The 16,939-nt window shown below is 45.0% G+C and carries 12 protein-coding genes; 3 read left to right on the forward strand and 9 right to left on the reverse strand.

The window, feature by feature from the left end:
* The 3 genes from CEQ32_RS04975 to CEQ32_RS04985 all read right to left on the reverse strand — a co-directional run bounded on the left by CEQ32_RS04975 (position 1) and on the right by CEQ32_RS04985 (position 4,739).
* A complete protein-coding gene (locus CEQ32_RS04975; RefSeq protein ID WP_037430581.1) occupies positions 1 to 1,128 on the reverse strand; it encodes a M14-type cytosolic carboxypeptidase in 1,128 nt (375 codons plus the stop codon).
* A gap of 170 nt (positions 1,129 to 1,298) precedes the next feature.
* Positions 1,299 to 1,982, reverse strand: coding sequence for a response regulator transcription factor (locus CEQ32_RS04980; protein ID WP_037419044.1), 684 nt, complete (start codon positions 1,980 to 1,982; stop codon positions 1,299 to 1,301).
* A 195-nt stretch (positions 1,983 to 2,177) separates the two neighbouring features.
* The gene (locus tag CEQ32_RS04985; protein ID WP_037430583.1) at positions 2,178 to 4,739 is read right to left on the reverse strand and encodes a TonB-dependent receptor plug domain-containing protein; all 2,562 of its coding nucleotides are present in this window, start codon (positions 4,737 to 4,739) and stop codon (positions 2,178 to 2,180) included.
* Positions 4,740 to 5,559: 820 nt separating this feature from the next.
* Here CEQ32_RS04985 and CEQ32_RS04990 point away from each other — a divergent pair.
* Positions 5,560 to 6,762 (forward strand): IS256-like element ISSod4 family transposase, encoded by a 1,203-nt coding sequence (locus CEQ32_RS04990; RefSeq protein WP_032482388.1) that lies wholly within the window; start codon positions 5,560 to 5,562, stop codon positions 6,760 to 6,762.
* Positions 6,763 to 6,825: 63 nt separating this feature from the next.
* Here CEQ32_RS04990 and ruvB read toward each other — a convergent pair whose 3' ends face one another.
* From ruvB to CEQ32_RS05020, 6 genes are all read right to left on the reverse strand, one after another.
* On the reverse strand, positions 6,826 to 7,830 hold the full coding sequence (gene ruvB / locus CEQ32_RS04995; protein WP_055648358.1) for a Holliday junction branch migration DNA helicase RuvB: 1,005 nt from the start codon (positions 7,828 to 7,830) through the stop codon (positions 6,826 to 6,828).
* A 123-nt stretch (positions 7,831 to 7,953) separates the two neighbouring features.
* Positions 7,954 to 8,571: a Holliday junction branch migration protein RuvA gene (gene ruvA, locus CEQ32_RS05000; RefSeq protein WP_088585611.1), complete on the reverse strand. Its 618-nt coding sequence runs from the start codon at positions 8,569 to 8,571 to the stop codon at positions 7,954 to 7,956.
* Positions 8,568 to 9,089, reverse strand: coding sequence for a crossover junction endodeoxyribonuclease RuvC (ruvC, locus tag CEQ32_RS05005; protein WP_088585612.1), 522 nt, complete (start codon positions 9,087 to 9,089; stop codon positions 8,568 to 8,570). The genes ruvA and ruvC overlap by 4 nt, the downstream gene beginning before the upstream one ends.
* Positions 9,090 to 9,277: 188 nt before the next feature.
* Positions 9,278 to 10,024, reverse strand: coding sequence for a YebC/PmpR family DNA-binding transcriptional regulator (locus tag CEQ32_RS05010; protein WP_011622670.1), 747 nt, complete (start codon positions 10,022 to 10,024; stop codon positions 9,278 to 9,280).
* 216 nt (positions 10,025 to 10,240) lie between these two features.
* Positions 10,241 to 12,016, reverse strand: coding sequence for an aspartate--tRNA ligase (aspS, locus tag CEQ32_RS05015; protein ID WP_037430590.1), 1,776 nt, complete (start codon positions 12,014 to 12,016; stop codon positions 10,241 to 10,243).
* A 184-nt stretch (positions 12,017 to 12,200) separates the two neighbouring features.
* Positions 12,201 to 15,014: a transporter substrate-binding domain-containing protein gene (locus CEQ32_RS05020; protein ID WP_088585613.1), complete on the reverse strand. Its 2,814-nt coding sequence runs from the start codon at positions 15,012 to 15,014 to the stop codon at positions 12,201 to 12,203.
* 150 nt (positions 15,015 to 15,164) lie between these two features.
* On the opposite strand from CEQ32_RS05020, the gene cmoA reads away from it, so the two are divergent.
* On the forward strand, positions 15,165 to 15,896 hold the full coding sequence (cmoA, locus tag CEQ32_RS05025) for a carboxy-S-adenosyl-L-methionine synthase CmoA (protein WP_037418836.1): 732 nt from the start codon (positions 15,165 to 15,167) through the stop codon (positions 15,894 to 15,896).
* The gene (cmoB, locus tag CEQ32_RS05030) at positions 15,893 to 16,885 is read left to right on the forward strand and encodes a tRNA 5-methoxyuridine(34)/uridine 5-oxyacetic acid(34) synthase CmoB (protein ID WP_037418833.1); all 993 of its coding nucleotides are present in this window, start codon (positions 15,893 to 15,895) and stop codon (positions 16,883 to 16,885) included. Before cmoA ends, cmoB begins: the two co-directional genes overlap by 4 nt.
* Positions 16,886 to 16,939 lie beyond the last annotated feature (54 nt).

The raw sequence follows: 16,939 nt of genomic DNA on the forward strand, positions 1-16,939 counted from the left end.
CTATCTTAACTTATCAACCACGGCGAGCATGGCAATCAATGACGCTTCGCCTAAATAAATACTGCGCTCAGGTGACCAACCCACAAACGGATCTTGCAGGTTATTGTTGTCTTTAAAAGGCATTTCTAAGGTGTTCGACAAGCAATCGAAGGTTTGCGCCACCCAATTAGACGCCACGGTCAAGTTGGCTTGACCAGGCTCGTCTTTAGCGTACCCAAACTCGGTTTGGAAATCGGCACTGGCTAAGGTTAATGCCTGACTAAAGTCCGCTTGCAGCTGCGCCAATCGCTCATTGTAAGCTGGTACACCCTCACAACCCGCGAGGAAAACATAGGGAAGACCTTCATCACCATGAACATCGTAAAATAAATCTACACCCGTTTGCTGCATCTTATGCACTACATGGTAGACCTCAGGGCTTCTTTCTAAGCTCGGGGTTTGCCATTCACGGTTAAGGTTAACCCCAATCGCATTGGTACGCAGATGGCCTCTTACGCTGCCATCCGGGTTCATATTAGGCACAATGTAAAAATTTGCTTTATCGAGCAGTGCTTTTGCGGTTGGACAATCATTATCCAGCAGACGATTCACTAAGCCTTCGACTAACCATTCCGCCATGGTCTCACCGGGATGTTGCCTTGCGGTGATCCAAATATTGCGTTTATCAGGATTGCCATCGCCCACTTTCATCAGGGTAATATCACGGCCATCTAAGGTTAAGCCTAAATGTTCAAGATTTACATCGGGATGCAATTGTGCGTTGCTGAGTAAATCTAAGTGACGCTCATAGCTGTACGGCGCAAAGTAAGCGATTTGAATCGCATCACAATCAAGTTCAAGCTGGATACTGAGTTTGCCATCAATATATTGAGTTGGTACACGGAACCAATGCTGACGATCGTAACTGGCGACTGCGTGGTAATCCTGCCAACCCTTAGGATAGGAAGCGGTGCCCGCATTGATAATATTTAAGGTGTACTGGTTTCCCACCTCACCTTCGAATCGGAAGTTGAACCATTGATAAAACTCACCGCCCGCATCGGGACGGATAGCCAGTTGAATATCGTCTTTATTATCAAGATTAATGACTTGGATATTTCCGCCATCAAAATTGGCACTGATCCGCATACTGATTCCTACTTAGTTATTCATGTGAGGGTAATGATGCAAAATACGCATCTACTATAATGCCCGTTAGAATAAACCAAATCCGTATCAGGGGAAAATGAAAGCGAGTAAAATTGCCTAAGAAGCCATCAGTCACGCTTTAATTAATCAGTGCCTAGGGCAATCATCATTTAAGCGCTAAAACTATATCCTTGACCGCGAACAGTATTGATTAAGGTACGCGGTAAGCGAGTATTAGCGAGTTTTCGCCGAGTATTACTGATATGCATATCTAAATTACGATCAAACCGCCCTAAGTCCTTCTGCAAAACTGACTTTTGCAGCTCTTGCTTAGTGATCACTTGCCCTTTTCGTTCAAACAGGTACTTAAATAACCTAAACTCAGTTTGGGTTAGCTCCACGGCATGCTTGTCGATGGTTATCCTGTAGGCGGTTTCGTCAAACTTAATCGATTGAATGGCTGCGGTTTGATCTATCGCCATTAGTGGCTTATGCCGCTGCACTAACCGTCGCTCAATCGCCTGCAAACGTACCAATAACTCTTTAATACTAAAGGGTTTAGCTAAGAAGTCATCCGCACCGAGTTCATAGCTTCTGATCCTGTCTTCTTCATTATCGCGGGCTGACAACATCATTATCGGCGTCAAACAATCCCTTGCCTGTAAAAGCTCAAAACCATCCATTTGCGGCATCACCAGATCGAGCATAACAATCTCGGGCGCGAAGGAGCGAATGCGTGAAAGCCCATCAACACCGTTAACGGCACATTCAACCTCATGTCCTTGTGCTCGGAGCACATCAGTTAACCACACTCGGAATAATGGATCATCATCGACTAACAGTATTCTACTCATCTCAAAACACCAAACGATAATCAATATCATTTATATTACCATACCTAGATGTTTGGCTCTAGTATAAGAAGAAGATTAAAAATCAGTATTTACTTAATTGTGATCAAGTTGGCAGCGATAGATAACGCTTGTAACCTTTTGCACCAAAACAAAAAAGCGCCCGAAGGCGCTTTTTAGAGTGGGTTCAAATTAAAATTAGAACTTAACAGTCACACCGCCGTAAATGGTACGGCCGATAGTGTCGTAAACTTCTGGAACAGTACCAGCATCACTACCGTTAGTAACGTATAGAGGCTTCTCATCAGTCAAGTTCTTCACACCTAAGCTAACAGTGGTGTTATCAGTTACATGATAGGTACCAGAAATGTTGTGATACAGAATTGAATCAACACCTCTTGCAGCAACGAATGGATTGTCGTTTGCATCATAATCAGTGTAAACATCTGTCATCGATCTGATATAGCGGTTGAAGTACATTACGCTCCAATCATCTTGACCTGCAGAGATGCTGAAGTTGTTACGTACGCGAGCATAAGCTCCCATATTACCGTCGATTGTACCAGTATAGTTTTCACCATCCTGCTCGAACTTAATCAAGTAAGTCGTATCGTTACTTACTTTCCAATCTAATCCAAATAACTCGAAGTTATAGGCTAAGTTGAAATCGATACCGCTAGTATCTTGTGAACCTACGTTAGTCAGTGCACTTGTTAAGTTGAACAAGTCACCATCCGCAGTAATATTGAATGTGCTGCACGCTTCTGCATCACCAGCATGACAGGCATCTAAGCCAACTTGCACGTCTGCACGAGCAATTGCATCAGTTACTTTGAAACGCCAGTAGTCAAGAGTAATTGACATACCATCAATATAGTTTGGTGAGTATACTAAACCAGCAGTGTAAGACTCTGATTCTTCAGGTTTCAAATCTGGATCTGATGTACGATTCACTAAAATTTGACCAGTTTGCTCACTCAGAGGTAACCAAGGATTAGTTAGATAATCAAACGAACCTGAGTTGCCGCCATATAGCTCAGCTACGCTTGGTGCACGGAAACCAGTCGCAGCTACAGTACGAACCATCAGCTCATCTGTCGCTGTGTAGGTTAAACCAATTTTCCAAGTGGTTGCCTTACCGAAGGTAGAGTAATCATCTAGACGAAGTGCAAATTCACCCGTTAGTTTTTCTGTAAACGGTACACTTACTTCTTCGAAAATAGAGATAACATTATAGTTACCACTGGTTGGATCTTGTTGTGCTGCGGTGCTATCACCAGCTACAACAACGGCATCAGGATTGTAGAAACCACTTTCACGACGGTATTCTGCTCCGATAGCGAAACCTACTGCACCAGCACTTAGGTCGAATAACTCACCGTTTAAGCCTGCTGATAACGTTTGTTGTTCGTTACCGCCAGTAGATTGCTCTTGATACGAAACATCCTTCATTTCATCCGTCAGGGGAGAACCTTCAAACCATGCATATGGATCAGCGTAGATTGAATTAGCCATCAATGTTGCGTTAATTGAGTTCGCAACCCCAGTCTTAGCTTCGTTCTTACCAAAGGTGTAGTCCACATTCCAATTCATACCAGTATGAACGTCTAAAGAACCCGCTAAACCACCAGATAAACGCCAAGTATCAGTATCTTGACTGTAAACACGAGGGCCAACATCTTTCATGCGTCTGTTATATTGAACTTGTCCACGAGCATCCGCTTTAATCCCTGCATCAATCATACCTTGGTCAAGGGTAAGACAACCTGCAGTTGGATCTTGGACTCTTGGGTCACCACACACGTTTAACTTGATTTGGGCAGGTTGTGCCGCAAGTTGTTGGTTAGAACGGCGATTGGTATAGATAGCGTCGGCAGTCAGTACCACATCATTGCCTAACTCCTGCGTCATATTTGCAAATAAACTCCGACGTTCACTCGGTGTTTGGAAATAGACGTCATTTGAGTAGTCATAGGTCTCAGTTCTCTTAACCCAATTACCATTGGCATCGATAACTTTTTGATTTAATGCACCAGTTGGAATAATTGAACTAGTGTTATCCAGTGGATCATACCAATCACGATCACCCTGAATTACACCACGACGATCAGAGTAAGCTGCACCAAAGGTGTAGTTGCCACCATCGGTGTTAAAGCCATACAGTGCGCTCACATCACCGTTTTCGCCGTCACCCTTGTCGGTGCCGCTACCGTTGAAGTCTAATTGGAAACCTTCAAAATCTTTTTTGGTGATGATGTTCACTACACCAGCAATCGCATCAGAACCGTATACCGCTGAAGCACCGTCTTTCAGGATTTCAACGCGAGCGATCATCGCAACAGGGATAGAGTTTAAATCCACAGAACTGTCAGCACCTGAACCTGAGTTCACCATGCGACGACCGTTTAATAGTACGAGAGTACGTTGCGAGCCCATACCACGTAAGTCAACTTGGGCAACACCGTCAGCACCGTTGTTAGTGGTTGAACCTACCGCAGCACCTGCCATTGAGGTTTGTACTTGTAGCATTTGGTCTACAGAGGTAAAGCCTTCGGCTTTGATTGCAGCAGCATCAATAACGGTAACAGGAGAAGCTGTTTCCATATCTTGACGTTGAATACGTGAACCCGTGACTTCAATACGCTCGACTTTTGCAGTCTCTTCAGCTGCAAATGCGCTTGATACCACGAAGGTACCAGCAGCAATTGAGCTAACGACAGCTAAATTGATAGCCGACGCAACTTTGGTTCTTTTTATCATGAATGAATGCTCCCTAGATCTTACTATTATTTTTATGCTTACAGTATGTACAACTATTGCTGTACGACTGTTGCGCTTGATACTGAGGATTCACTTTCATTCAGTCAACGTTCATTTTTTTAACTTTAAAAATCAAAATGTTTAATTTATTTAGTTACTTTGTTTTTTATTTGTTTCAAAAAGATCGTGTGCACTTTCTTTTAGATTTATTCAGCATAAAACACCAATAAAACTGATTTCAGATAGACACAACAACTGTTAACAATGCAACATTTAAAAAACATCTAAACACTTCAAAAGTGTGATATATGTCACACCTTATCAAAGGTAAACAGTCTTGCGCACAGAATAATGTATCGATTAATTATGAGAAAATATGCATATTAGCAATCTTTGCAATACTAAGAATTGAGAAAACATAAGTAGTTTTGGTGAGTTAATGGATACAAAATGAATAAGGTGTGGTTTTTATGCAAACCCAGGGAATTTTAAACACAAATGCAACAATTAATTGTCAATTTATAAATTGAGAACTAATTTGCTATTGGGACAATCGTTAAGGGACAAAAATGCATTAAGATGACGAAAATACGAAGAAGATAGATGATATACAATCAAACAACACTCAATAACGCATCACTTAAATTACTTGCAGAGATTACGTAAAAAGCTAATAAAAACAATAAGGATTAAATTAAATCCAGGTTTCATCTATTTCTATTCAAAAAATATAAAAGCGACCTAAGTCGCTTTTATATTAAGCGGTAGTGTTCATAATTCTGTGTCATTTCAGTAAAATATTCAAAAACAGGAATGACACATGACCCAACCTTTTAACTTCGAACAAGCCCTTAAAGATCTGCAATCAGGTAAAAGCCTCACAGGTAAAGACAGCATTCTTGGTCCACTGATCAAGCAACTCACTGAAGCGGCTCTCCAGGCTGAGCTTGAGCAGCATTTAGCGCATGATCCTCAGCCTAATCGTAAAAATGGCAAAACCTCTAAGACCATTAAGTATCCGTCCGGTAACTTTGAGTTAGACGCGCCTAGAGACCGCAATGGCACCTTTGAGCCTCAGTTGATTAAGAAAAATCAAACTACGCTAACCGATGAAATCGAACGTAAAGTGTTATCGATGTTCAGTATAGGTATGAGCTATCGCGATATTAATCAACATGTTGAAGATATGTATGGGCTCAATGTGTCTAACGCAACAGTCAGTGCTATCACTGACAAACTCATCCCCGAACTTAAAGCGTGGCAACAGCGCCCATTAGATAGCCATTATCCTATCGTTTGGCTTGATGCGATACATTACAAAGTCAAAGAGGATGGGCGTTACGTCAGTAAAGCCGTTTACACATTGTTAGCGCTTAATATGAAAGGAAAAAAGGAAATTTTAGGGCTTCACTTGTCCGAAAATGAAGGCGCTAATTACTGGCTATCCGTACTGACCGATCTTAATAATCGTGGTGTAAAAGATATTCTTATCGCCTGTGTTGACGGTTTGACCGGTTTCCCTGAGGCCATAGCCAGTATCTTCCCTCATACGGAAACACAGCTATGTGTTATCCACCAGATCCGCAACTCAATGAAGTATGTCGCCTCAAAAAATCAGAAAGCGTTTATGGCTGATTTAAAGCCTGTGTATCGAGCCGTGAGTAAAGAAGCCGCAGAGATGGCATTGGACGAACTGGAGGCCAAATGGGGTGATGCTTATCCGCTGGTAATCAACTCTTGGCGTCGCAAATGGCATAATTTGTCCCATTATTTTAAGTACCCAGAACATATCAGGAAAGTGATTTACACGACCAATGCGGTTGAGGCTGTGCATCGCCAATTTAGAAAGCTCACCAAAACCAAAGGTGCTTTTCCTAATGAAAATAGCTTGTTGAAGCTACTTTACGCAGGCATATTAAACGCCTCAGATAAATGGACCATGCCAATCCACAATTGGAGCCTTTGTTTATCTCAGTTAGCGATTTATTTTGAAGGACGTTTAGATAGCGTGCTGGAAATTTAAAAATTAGCCTGACACAGAATTTTGAACGCCCTCTATTAAGCAATAGATAACACTATTTAGCGATCACTCTGGTTTTATCATTCCAAAGTGTAAATACGCTCTGGCCGTTGCGATCCTGCCACGGGGAGTGCGTTGGATAAAACCTTGTTGAATAAGGAAAGGTTCGAGCACATCTTCAATGGTTTCGCGCTCCTCACCAATTGCTGCTGCGAGGTTATCAAGACCCACGGGGCCGCCCATAAACTTATCGATAATCGCGAGTAGCAATTTGCGGTCCATATAATCGAAGCCTTCGCCATCGACATCGAGTAAATTGAGCGCCAGCTCAGCAACATGTCGAGTCACAGCTCCATCGTGTTGCACTTCGGCATAATCACGCACCCGCCGGAGTAACCGATTGGCAATCCTTGGCGTACCGCGTGAACGTTTGGCAATTTCGGTTGCGCCCTCACTATCAATGGCTAATCCCATCACTTGGGCAGAACGGGTCACAATGGTGCTTAAATCTTTGACATTATAAAACTCAAGTCGCAGCGGGATGCCAAAACGCGCCCTTAGCGGAGAGGTTAAGGCCCCCGCCCGCGTGGTCGCGCCGACTAAAGTAAAAGGTGGTAAATCGAGCTTAATGGAACGCGCTGCAGGTCCTTCACCAATCATGATATCCAGTTGATAGTCTTCCATCGCCGGATACAAGATCTCCTCAACCACTGGACTTAATCGATGGATTTCATCGATGAAAAGTACATCACCCGCTTCGAGGTTAGTCAGCAGCGCCGCTAAATCCCCTGCTTTTTCCAACACGGGACCCGAGGTCGATTTAATATTGACGCCCATTTCATTGGCGACAATCATCGCCAAGGTGGTTTTACCTAAACCTGGCGGACCGTAGATCAACATATGATCTAAGGCTTCTTCGCGATTCTTGGCCGCTTGAATGAATACCTTTAATTGAGCGCGCGTATCATCCTGCCCAGTGTATTCATCGAGCAATTTAGGGCGCATTGCCCTATCGATAACATCATCTTGACCTTGCAGCTGTGGCTGTATCAGTCTATCTGCTTCAATCATTTACCTATTCCTGTTACCGCATTGCATTCTTGACATACGGTACTTGCTATTTTGCTGCAGTTGCAGCCTGCTTGGCTGCAAAAATCACGCACCGCAATAAACTGCCTCAATCAAAACCATGCATTAGAGCATCGATTTTAACGCGGCTTTAATCAAGGTCTCACTGTCCATGCCTTCTTTATAGGCGGCAGATACGGCTTTACTCGCCTGTGGCGGTTTATAGCCGAGGGAGATCAAGGCTGAAATGGCATCCTCTTCGGCACTGTTGGCCGTCGGTGCTGGTGAGTAGTTGGATTGCAGCACAAACTCACGCTCAGAACCTACGGATGCCTCCATTAAGCTCTTCAATTTATCGCGCATCTCAACCAATAAACGTTCGGCGGTCTTTTTACCGACACCGGGTAATTTTACCAGTGTCACTATATCATCGCGCTCAACACAGCCCACAAATTCACTGGCCGTCATGCCAGAAAGAATTGTTAATGCGAGTTTTGGGCCAACACCGTTAGCCTTAATCAATAAGCGAAACAGTGAACGCTCTTGTTTGGTGATAAAACCATACAGCAGCTGGGCGTCTTCACGCACAACAAAATGAGTATAAACCGTGGTCGGTTGATTGAGTTCAGGGAGCTCATAAAAGCTAGTCAGCGGCATTTGTAATTCGTAACCGACCCCATTCACATCAATCAACACCTCTGGCGCTTGTTTTTCTATTAATACGCCACGTAAACGACCTATCATCTGTACCGTCCATATGTTCTTGTTGTTGCTCGGCCGCTTAAGGCAACCAAACTTTGATTGGTGTGATAATGACATACTGCAACGCCGAGTGCATCCGCGGCGTCTGCCTGTGGTGCAGCTGGAAGCTTAAGCAATTGCTGGATCATATGTTGAACCTGCTCTTTCTTGGCACGTCCCGTCCCTACCACCGCATTTTTTATCTGTGTTGCGCTGTATTCTGTAACAGGTAAATTCGCCACGGTTGCTGCGACAATTGCTGCGCCACGGGCTTGACCCAATTTCAAAGCTGAGTCAGCATTTTTAGCCAAAAATACCCGCTCAATCGCAAACTCATCGGGTTGATATTGGCGAATAATTTCACTGATCCCATCAAAGATCTGCTTTAATCTTAACGGCAAATCATCACCCGAGGTACGAATGCAGCCACTGCCTAAATAAAGTTGCTGTCGCCCTTGGCATTGGATAACACCGTAACCTGTGATCCGCGAACCTGGGTCTACACCTAAAATAATTGCCATTGTTTCCTTATGCGTGCGCCTTACGTAAATCGGTCGATTTGCGTCTTAACAGCGCCTCAACCAAATCATGACTGATTAAAGAACCATTAAAGAACCACTCAAAACCTGCTCGCGTTCATTCAACCAAAGAAGACACGTTGTCTTACTCAGCATCTAGCTTGCAAACACTTGTACCTCCCCAAGTTGGCTTAACCCAAACTTTCCATAATCTCATCAGAAATTTCGGCATTATGATACACCTCTTGCACATCATCGTGCTCTTCGAGGGTATCGATAAGGCGCATAAACTTCTCGGCAGTCTCGGCATCTAACTCGGCTTTGGTCGAGGCTATCATCGCGATTTCGGCGTTATCACTGACAAACCCTGCGGCATCGAGGGCATCTTTCACCCCGTAAAACTCGGTCGGTTCGGTAAATACGTCAATCGCACCATCATCGTAACTCACCACATCTTCGGCGCCCGCTTCGAGCGCCGCATCCATCAAGGCATCTTCATCGGTGCCAGGCGCATAGGACAATACTCCGCGTTTAGTGAACAAATAGGCAACCGAACCATCGGTTCCTAAGTTACCGCCCGATTTGCTAAAGGCATTACGTACGCCGCTGACGGTACGGTTACGGTTATCGGTCATGGTTTCCACCATCACCGCGGTGCCGCCTGGGCCGTAACCTTCGTAAATAATGGTTTCGAGCTGCTGACCTTCAAGCTCGCCAGCACCGCGCTTAATCGCGCGCTCAATGGTATCGCGGGTCATGTTGCCGCCGAGCGCCTTATCGATGGCGATTCGCAGACGCGGATTTGAATCGGGATCTGAGCCGCCTTCGCGGGCTGAAACCGTTAACTCACGGATAAATTTGGTAAAGAGTTTACCGCGCTTGGCATCTTGCGCTGCTTTGCGGTGCTTAATATTGGCCCACTTACTATGACCAGCCATGGGAGTTCTCCTCTACATGTAGCCATTGCACATCTTATCAATAGCCTAAGGTAACCTTGACGGTGCCTCGAATAAGGCGCCTTTACTCAATGTTCCTTTACACAGTGAATGACGGCAAGTTCAGTGACGTCGATAACGCAGATATTGATAAGAAATGAAATGACGGGATAAAAATAGACCGAGGCTTGCGCCTCGGTACTCGATAATCGCTAAAGATTAGTCTTCAGTCTTCGCGGCTTTCACCACGGAAATACCTAGTTCAGCTAATTGTTGTGGATTAGCAAAACCTGGCGCATTGGTTAACGGGCACGCCGCTGTGGTGGTTTTCGGGAATGCCATCACATCACGGATTGAGCTTGCGCCCGTCATCAGCATGATGATGCGGTCTAAACCAAAGGCTAAACCTGCATGTGGTGGCGTACCGTAACGTAACGCTTCGAGTAAGAAGCCGAATTTCTCTTTCGCTTCTTCATCGGTAATGCCAAGAATGCGGAATACCGCAGACTGCATCTCTTGGTTGTGGATACGTACCGAACCACCACCTAATTCACAGCCGTTTAATACCATGTCGTAGGCATCTGACACACGGTTAGCAGGATTGGCTTCTAGCTCTTGAGGTGTCACGCCGCGCGGAGCGGTAAATGGATGGTGAACCGCGTGGAAGCTGCCGTTGATCTTCTCAAACATTGGGAAGTCAACCACCCACAATGGACGCCATTGACCTTCAAGCAGATTAAAGTCTTCACCGGCTTTAAGACGCAGTGCGCCCATAGATTCGGCAACCACAGTCGCTTGATCAGCACCAAACAGAATAATATCGCCCGTTTGTGCGCCAGTGCGGCTGATGATTTCGTTAACAATGTTCTCATTCAAGAACTTAAGCACAGGCGATTGAATGCCTTCTAGGCCTTGAGTAAGGTCGTTTAGCTTCATCCACGCTAAGCCCTTGGCGCCGTAGATGCCAACAAACTTAGTGTAATCGTCGATTTGCTTACGAGACAGGCTTGCACCGCCAGGAATACGCAGCGCCGCAACACGGCCTTCTTCATCATTGGCTGGACCTGAGAATACCGCAAACTCTACTTCTTTGAGCAAGTCAGCCACGTCCACCAGCTCTAATGGGTTACGTAAATCGGGCTTGTCTGAACCAAAACGACGCATGGCTTCGTTGTAGGTCATGCGCGGGAATTCGCCTAAATCGACATTCAGCATCTCAAGGAACAGACCACGCATCATCTCTTCGGTTTTCGCCATCACTTGCTCTGAGCTCATGAAAGACGTTTCGATATCGATTTGAGTAAATTCTGGCTGACGATCAGCACGTAAATCTTCGTCACGGAAGCATTTTACGATTTGATAGTAACGGTCAAAGCCTGACATCATCAGCAGCTGTTTAAATAGCTGTGGTGATTGTGGCAGTGCGAAAAATTGACCTTTATATGTACGGCTCGGCACTAAATAGTCACGGGCACCTTCTGGGGTTGCCTTGGTCAGGATCGGCGTTTCAATATCTAAGAAACCGTTTGAGTCGAGGAAACGACGCACAGCACTGGTCACTTTCGCGCGGAACATTAACCGCTGTGCCATTTCTGGGCGACGTAAATCTAAATAACGATATTTTAAACGCTGTTCTTCACTGTTGTTTTGATAGTTATCTAAGCTCAGCGGCAGTGGCTCAGAACTGTTGATAATAGTTAGTGCTTTACCCAACACTTCAATTTCGCCAGTTTTCATTTGTGCGTTAACTTGGCTATCAGGACGTGCACGAACCACGCCTTTTACCTGCACACAAAACTCAGCGCGCAGTGTGCTAGCCACATTGAACACTTCAGGTAAATCTGGATCGTAAACCACTTGGACCAGACCTTCTCTGTCTCTTAAATCTAAAAAGACTACGCCACCCAAATCACGGCTACGATTAACCCAACCTACCAAGGTAACTTCTTGTCCAACGTGAGACTTATTGACGTCTCCACAATAATGACTGCGCATCTAACTCTATCCTTTATCCGGAAACCGGTGCTTTGGAAATAATCAAAACGAGATAAAAGCGGCATTATAGTCAAATAATGCCGATTACCAAAGTACTTCACTTTTAGGCGGTGAAGTATCAAACAGTTTTACGCCCTTGACTAGAGGCGAACGCACTATCTATGCATAAACGTACAAAAAAACATCAAGCCACGCGGTAGCAACGCCCACCCGCCGTTTTGGCTTGATACATTAATTGATCCGCTTTTTTTAATAATTCAATCGCCGTATCACCATCGCGGGGATAAATCACCACACCGATACTCACAGCAATTTCTACCTTTACGCCTTCAAAAGTGAAGGGCGATGAAAGCGAGTGCAGAATATTATCAGCAACTTGGGTCGCGGCATCGAGATCTTGCACACGATTTAGCAGGATAACAAACTCATCGCCGCCAAATCGAGCCACAGTATCAGAATGGCGAACGGCTTGCGTCAGTAATCCCGCCACCCGTAGAAGCAAGGCATCACCTATTGGATGCCCATGCTGATCATTGATTTGTTTGAATCCATCTAAATCAATAAACAGCAGCGCAAAATGGCTCTGATCGCGACGATGGGCTAATAGTGCCTGCGATAATCGATCATCGAGTAAGCCTCGATTAGGTAACTGGGTTAATGCATCATGGCTCGCAACGTATTGCAAACGTTTTTCTGCGGCAATACGACGAGTTATCTCACGATTTAGACGACGATTAACCACTAATACCGCGATCATCACCACCGATAAACTCAACGCTCCAAACAATAAATAGCGGATCCAACGCAAGTATTGCCCATCGTCAGTGGCAATCGCGAAATTCACCCAATGGGAATAGATTTGTTGCTGCTTTTGCTGATCGATCTGCGCTAATACTCGGTTGATTAATGGTGCCAATGGGGTAAATTGCGGGTTTATGCCAAAATGACTATGTTGGTCGGCTAAATCGCTTAAGAGTGACATTTTAAGTAAAGGATACTGGCCCGTTTTTAACTCAGAGGCTAGCGTCACCACCTTATCAATAAACACATCGGCATTACCTTCATTTACCGCTAAAAGCCCTGAGTGCGTATCGGGTACCAACACGAGCTTCAGCGAAGGTTGTAGCATCATTAGTTGAGCGACAAGATGATAGCCTTCAACCACGGCCACTCTCTGACCTGCCAATTGTGCCAAATTAAAAACAGAGACTTGTTCAAGCTGCGATACTAGCCCCCATGGCGATGGCCAATAGGCATCACTAAAAACCACATGCTGTTGCCGCTCAGCGGTTTTAGCAATACTGCCCGCCAGTGCAATCTCTCCTGTGCGCAATGCGCGAATAAGCGACTGCCAATCATCAAACGCAACGGGTTGGATCTTAAGATGCAATTGCTGGGCGAACATATTTACGATATCACTATTAATGCCCGCGAATTGCCCTTGTTCATCGCTAAATTCCATGGGCGGCCACTGCTTAAGATAACCCAGTTTGAGTTCACCCAATTGTGAAAGATAGTTTTGTTCGCTGCTTGAGAGTTGGATACTGCGTAAGCCTGCCTGATTAAAAATACGGTCTTTAGGGTTAAGCATCCATTTTTGTTCAACATCAGCAAATTCCTGCATGCTAATGCTGTGAAATCCATTGCTGATCCGTTGAGTCAGTCCAGGATCATCGCTTCGAGTTAATACATAGATATCGGTAGGAAATTCCAGCTCAGGGTATTGATTAAAATCGGCCCATGCTTTGTTTTGCAGAAGATAATGGGTAGTCCATGCTCCCGCAGCAACAAACCCAACAATCTCCCCCGCTCTTGCACCAGCGACCATCGCATCCATACTGTCATAGTAACGCAATGACACATCCGGCAGTGCTTTGCGTAACTGGACTAAATATGGCGCCGTTGGCACAACACCAATACGTTTACCTTTTAAGCGATGTAAATCAGTTAATTGCTGTTGATACAAAAACAGTCGACTCTTTACCGTATACAAGTGCCACGCGCGAGTTAACCCCGTTTTCATGTCATCACTCTCGGGATAACCAATATGAGCATCGGCTAACCCTTGACGTACATCGTTAACACTGCCGTTCATATCGCCTGAGATAAAATCGACATCAATCCCCGTTTTAGCCGACCATAGTCGCCAAAGATCTACATAAAAACCATGGGGTAAACCATCAACACCTAAATCAACAAAAGGTTCAACTCCCAGTTGCATCGCGACTATCAGTCCCGCTTTTTGGCCGTGGTAACCCAACCAGCGACGCTCAGTTTGTTGGATAAATTTAGGGTCAAGAGCATTAAAGCCCGCCTTAATTTTATTCAGTAAGGCGGTATTGTGCTTCATCACCGCAGGCACAAATTGCATCGCTTTGATGGGGATACGTATATTGAGAGGAAAATTTGCTGCGATCGTTTGGTTAGAGGAAGGGTCGCGAAGATAACCGTCGAGCCCAGCAAACACCACTGTGTCACCCGCCGCCACACCTGCAAGTAGCTTTTCACGGCTTTCATAATATTTAAATACTAACGCAGGTTCGATACGGCGTAATTCCGCTTCATGGGAAGAACCGGACACAATTCCAATCTGGTAAGGCACCAATTCTTTAATGTTTTTTTTGCCCTGCAAGGATTTATGTAAATACAAATAGGTGCGAACATCAGCAATCGGATCGGCAAAATCAAATAGTTGTTCACGCTCCGGGGTTTTACCCATGCCAATATGCACTTGGGCGTTTCCCTGTTGTAACTGTGCGAGGGATTCATTCCAGTGTCGCGCAACAAAAACAAGTGAGGTATCGGTGCGTTTACCCCACTCCTTCCAAAGATCGACTAATAACCCCGTGGCTTCGCCCTCGTTATCCACAAATTGATAGGGAAAGCTGTCTTCCCCCATCACCACGATAAGCGAATCAGTCGGTCCTTGACTGGCATTAACTGTGTTGTTCGAAAAAACACAACACAGGATCACAATAAGCTGGAACACTAACTTCAACTGGGGTCCCTAGTACCTGATGTACAATGTAAATACTTTGTTATTTATCGCATATTAGACAGAAATTTCTGGCAAATTACTAGCCCGAGACTTGCTGCTAGTCAACGGGATTCGTTAAAATGCGGGGTTGAACTTTCGAGACATTCCCAAATGAACGCTTCCCAAGATACTATCTACGCTCAAGCGAGCGAGCACATTAGCGATTTCCAGTTTGATAGCCGTGTTGCGGGTGTCTTTAGTGACATGATCCGCCGCTCAGTGCCTGGTTACACCCAAATTATCAATACTATCGGCGATTTTGCGGATCGTTTTGTTAAACCTAATACCCAGATTTACGACTTAGGATGCTCTTTAGGTGCTGCAACATTGAGCATTCGCCGCCAGATCCAAGGCCGTGACTGCCGAATTGTTGCCGTAGACAATAGTGAGTCTATGGTGACGCGCTGCCAAGAAAACCTCAATGCCTATGTCAGTGATACTGAGGTTGAGCTGATCTGCGGTGATATTCGCGATATTCACATCGAAAACGCCTCCTTAGTGGTGCTCAACTTTACGCTACAATTTTTACCTCCCGAGGACAGAGAGTCACTTATTGCCAAGATTTATCAAGGCTTAAATCCAGGAGGGATCTTAGTACTCTCGGAAAAAATCCGCTTTGATGATGCGCCAATTCAAAGTGTACTTGAAGAACTGCATCTCGACTTTAAACGAGCCAATGGCTATAGCGAGCTCGAAATCAGTCAAAAACGTAGTGCGCTGGAAAATGTCATGAAACCAGATACCTTAAGTACGCATCAACAGCGCTTAACTCGCCAAGGGTTTAGTCACTTTAGTACATGGTTCCAATGTTTTAACTTTGCTTCTATGGTGGCCATCAAGTGATTAATTTTAGCTCCTTTTATCAACAAATCGCCGACTCAAATTTACAACATTGGCTTGAAACCTTGCCAGCAATCCTCGGTAAATGGCAAAGAGAACACAAACACGGCAACCTCCCGAAATGGGAAAAAGTGCTTAATAAACTGCACTATCCAAGCCCAGATAAAGTCGATTTTGTTGATAGTGTCACGATAGGCACGGGTGAGCAGCTCACGCCAGGCGAAAAGGAAAAACTCGAGAATTTACTGCGGCTCTTTATGCCTTGGCGTAAAGGTCCATTCCATATTCACGGCATTCATATCGACACCGAATGGCGCAGCGATTGGAAATGGGATCGGGTTAAACCGCATATTTCGCCCCTGCAAAACCGTACAGTACTCGATGTAGGTTGCGGTAGCGGCTATCACATGTGGCGTATGTTAGGGGCCGGCGCTAAGCGTGTCGTGGGTATCGACCCTTCCCCGCTGTTTTTATGCCAATTTGAAGCGGTTAAACGCTTGAGTGGTGAGAATCACCCTGTGCACCTGTTGCCACTTGGTATTGAAGAACTTCCGCCATTGGATGCCTTCGATACAGTATTCTCCATGGGCGTCTTGTATCACAGACGCTCACCCATTGATCACTTGTTGCAATTACGCGATCAGTTACGTATGGGGGGAGAATTAGTATTAGAGACGTTAGTGATTGATGGTGATGAAAACGCCGTACTCGTCCCGCAAGATAGGTATGGCAAAATGAATAACGTTTGGTTTATTCCATCCGTTGCGGCACTGATGCTCTGGCTTAAAAAATGTGATTTCACCGACATACGTTGTGTCGATACCGATATTACCGCCCTTGCCGAGCAGCGCCGAACCGATTGGATGCCAAATGAATCACTGGTTGAATATCTTGATCCTAACGATATCACTAAAACTATCGAGGGTTACCCTGCGCCAAAACGCGCAACGATTATTGCTGTGAAAAATCAACCGAATCAAGATTTGAACTAGAGCATGATACACTTAGGCATGTTAAAGCCATGTCATCCCATACCATGAGGGTCA

Source organism: Shewanella sp. FDAARGOS_354, assembly GCF_002209245.2.
GTDB lineage: Bacteria > Pseudomonadota > Gammaproteobacteria > Enterobacterales > Shewanellaceae > Shewanella > Shewanella xiamenensis.

What these genes read in the sequence shown, in the direction of transcription:
- CEQ32_RS04975 (WP_037430581.1), bottom strand. Translation starts at nt 1,128, where the DNA reads ATGCGGATCAGTGCCAATTTTGATGGCGGAAATATCCAAGTCATTAAT.
- CEQ32_RS04980 (WP_037419044.1), bottom strand. Translation starts at nt 1,982, where the DNA reads ATGAGTAGAATACTGTTAGTCGATGATGATCCATTATTCCGAGTGTGG.
- CEQ32_RS04985 (WP_037430583.1), bottom strand. Translation starts at nt 4,739, where the DNA reads ATGATAAAAAGAACCAAAGTTGCGTCGGCTATCAATTTAGCTGTCGTT.
- CEQ32_RS04990 (WP_032482388.1), top strand. Translation starts at nt 5,560, where the DNA reads ATGACCCAACCTTTTAACTTCGAACAAGCCCTTAAAGATCTGCAATCA.
- ruvB (WP_055648358.1), bottom strand. Translation starts at nt 7,830, where the DNA reads ATGATTGAAGCAGATAGACTGATACAGCCACAGCTGCAAGGTCAAGAT.
- ruvA (WP_088585611.1), bottom strand. Translation starts at nt 8,571, where the DNA reads ATGATAGGTCGTTTACGTGGCGTATTAATAGAAAAACAAGCGCCAGAG.
- ruvC (WP_088585612.1), bottom strand. Translation starts at nt 9,089, where the DNA reads ATGGCAATTATTTTAGGTGTAGACCCAGGTTCGCGGATCACAGGTTAC.
- CEQ32_RS05010 (WP_011622670.1), bottom strand. Translation starts at nt 10,024, where the DNA reads ATGGCTGGTCATAGTAAGTGGGCCAATATTAAGCACCGCAAAGCAGCG.
- aspS (WP_037430590.1), bottom strand. Translation starts at nt 12,016, where the DNA reads ATGCGCAGTCATTATTGTGGAGACGTCAATAAGTCTCACGTTGGACAA.
- cmoA (WP_037418836.1), top strand. Translation starts at nt 15,165, where the DNA reads ATGAACGCTTCCCAAGATACTATCTACGCTCAAGCGAGCGAGCACATT.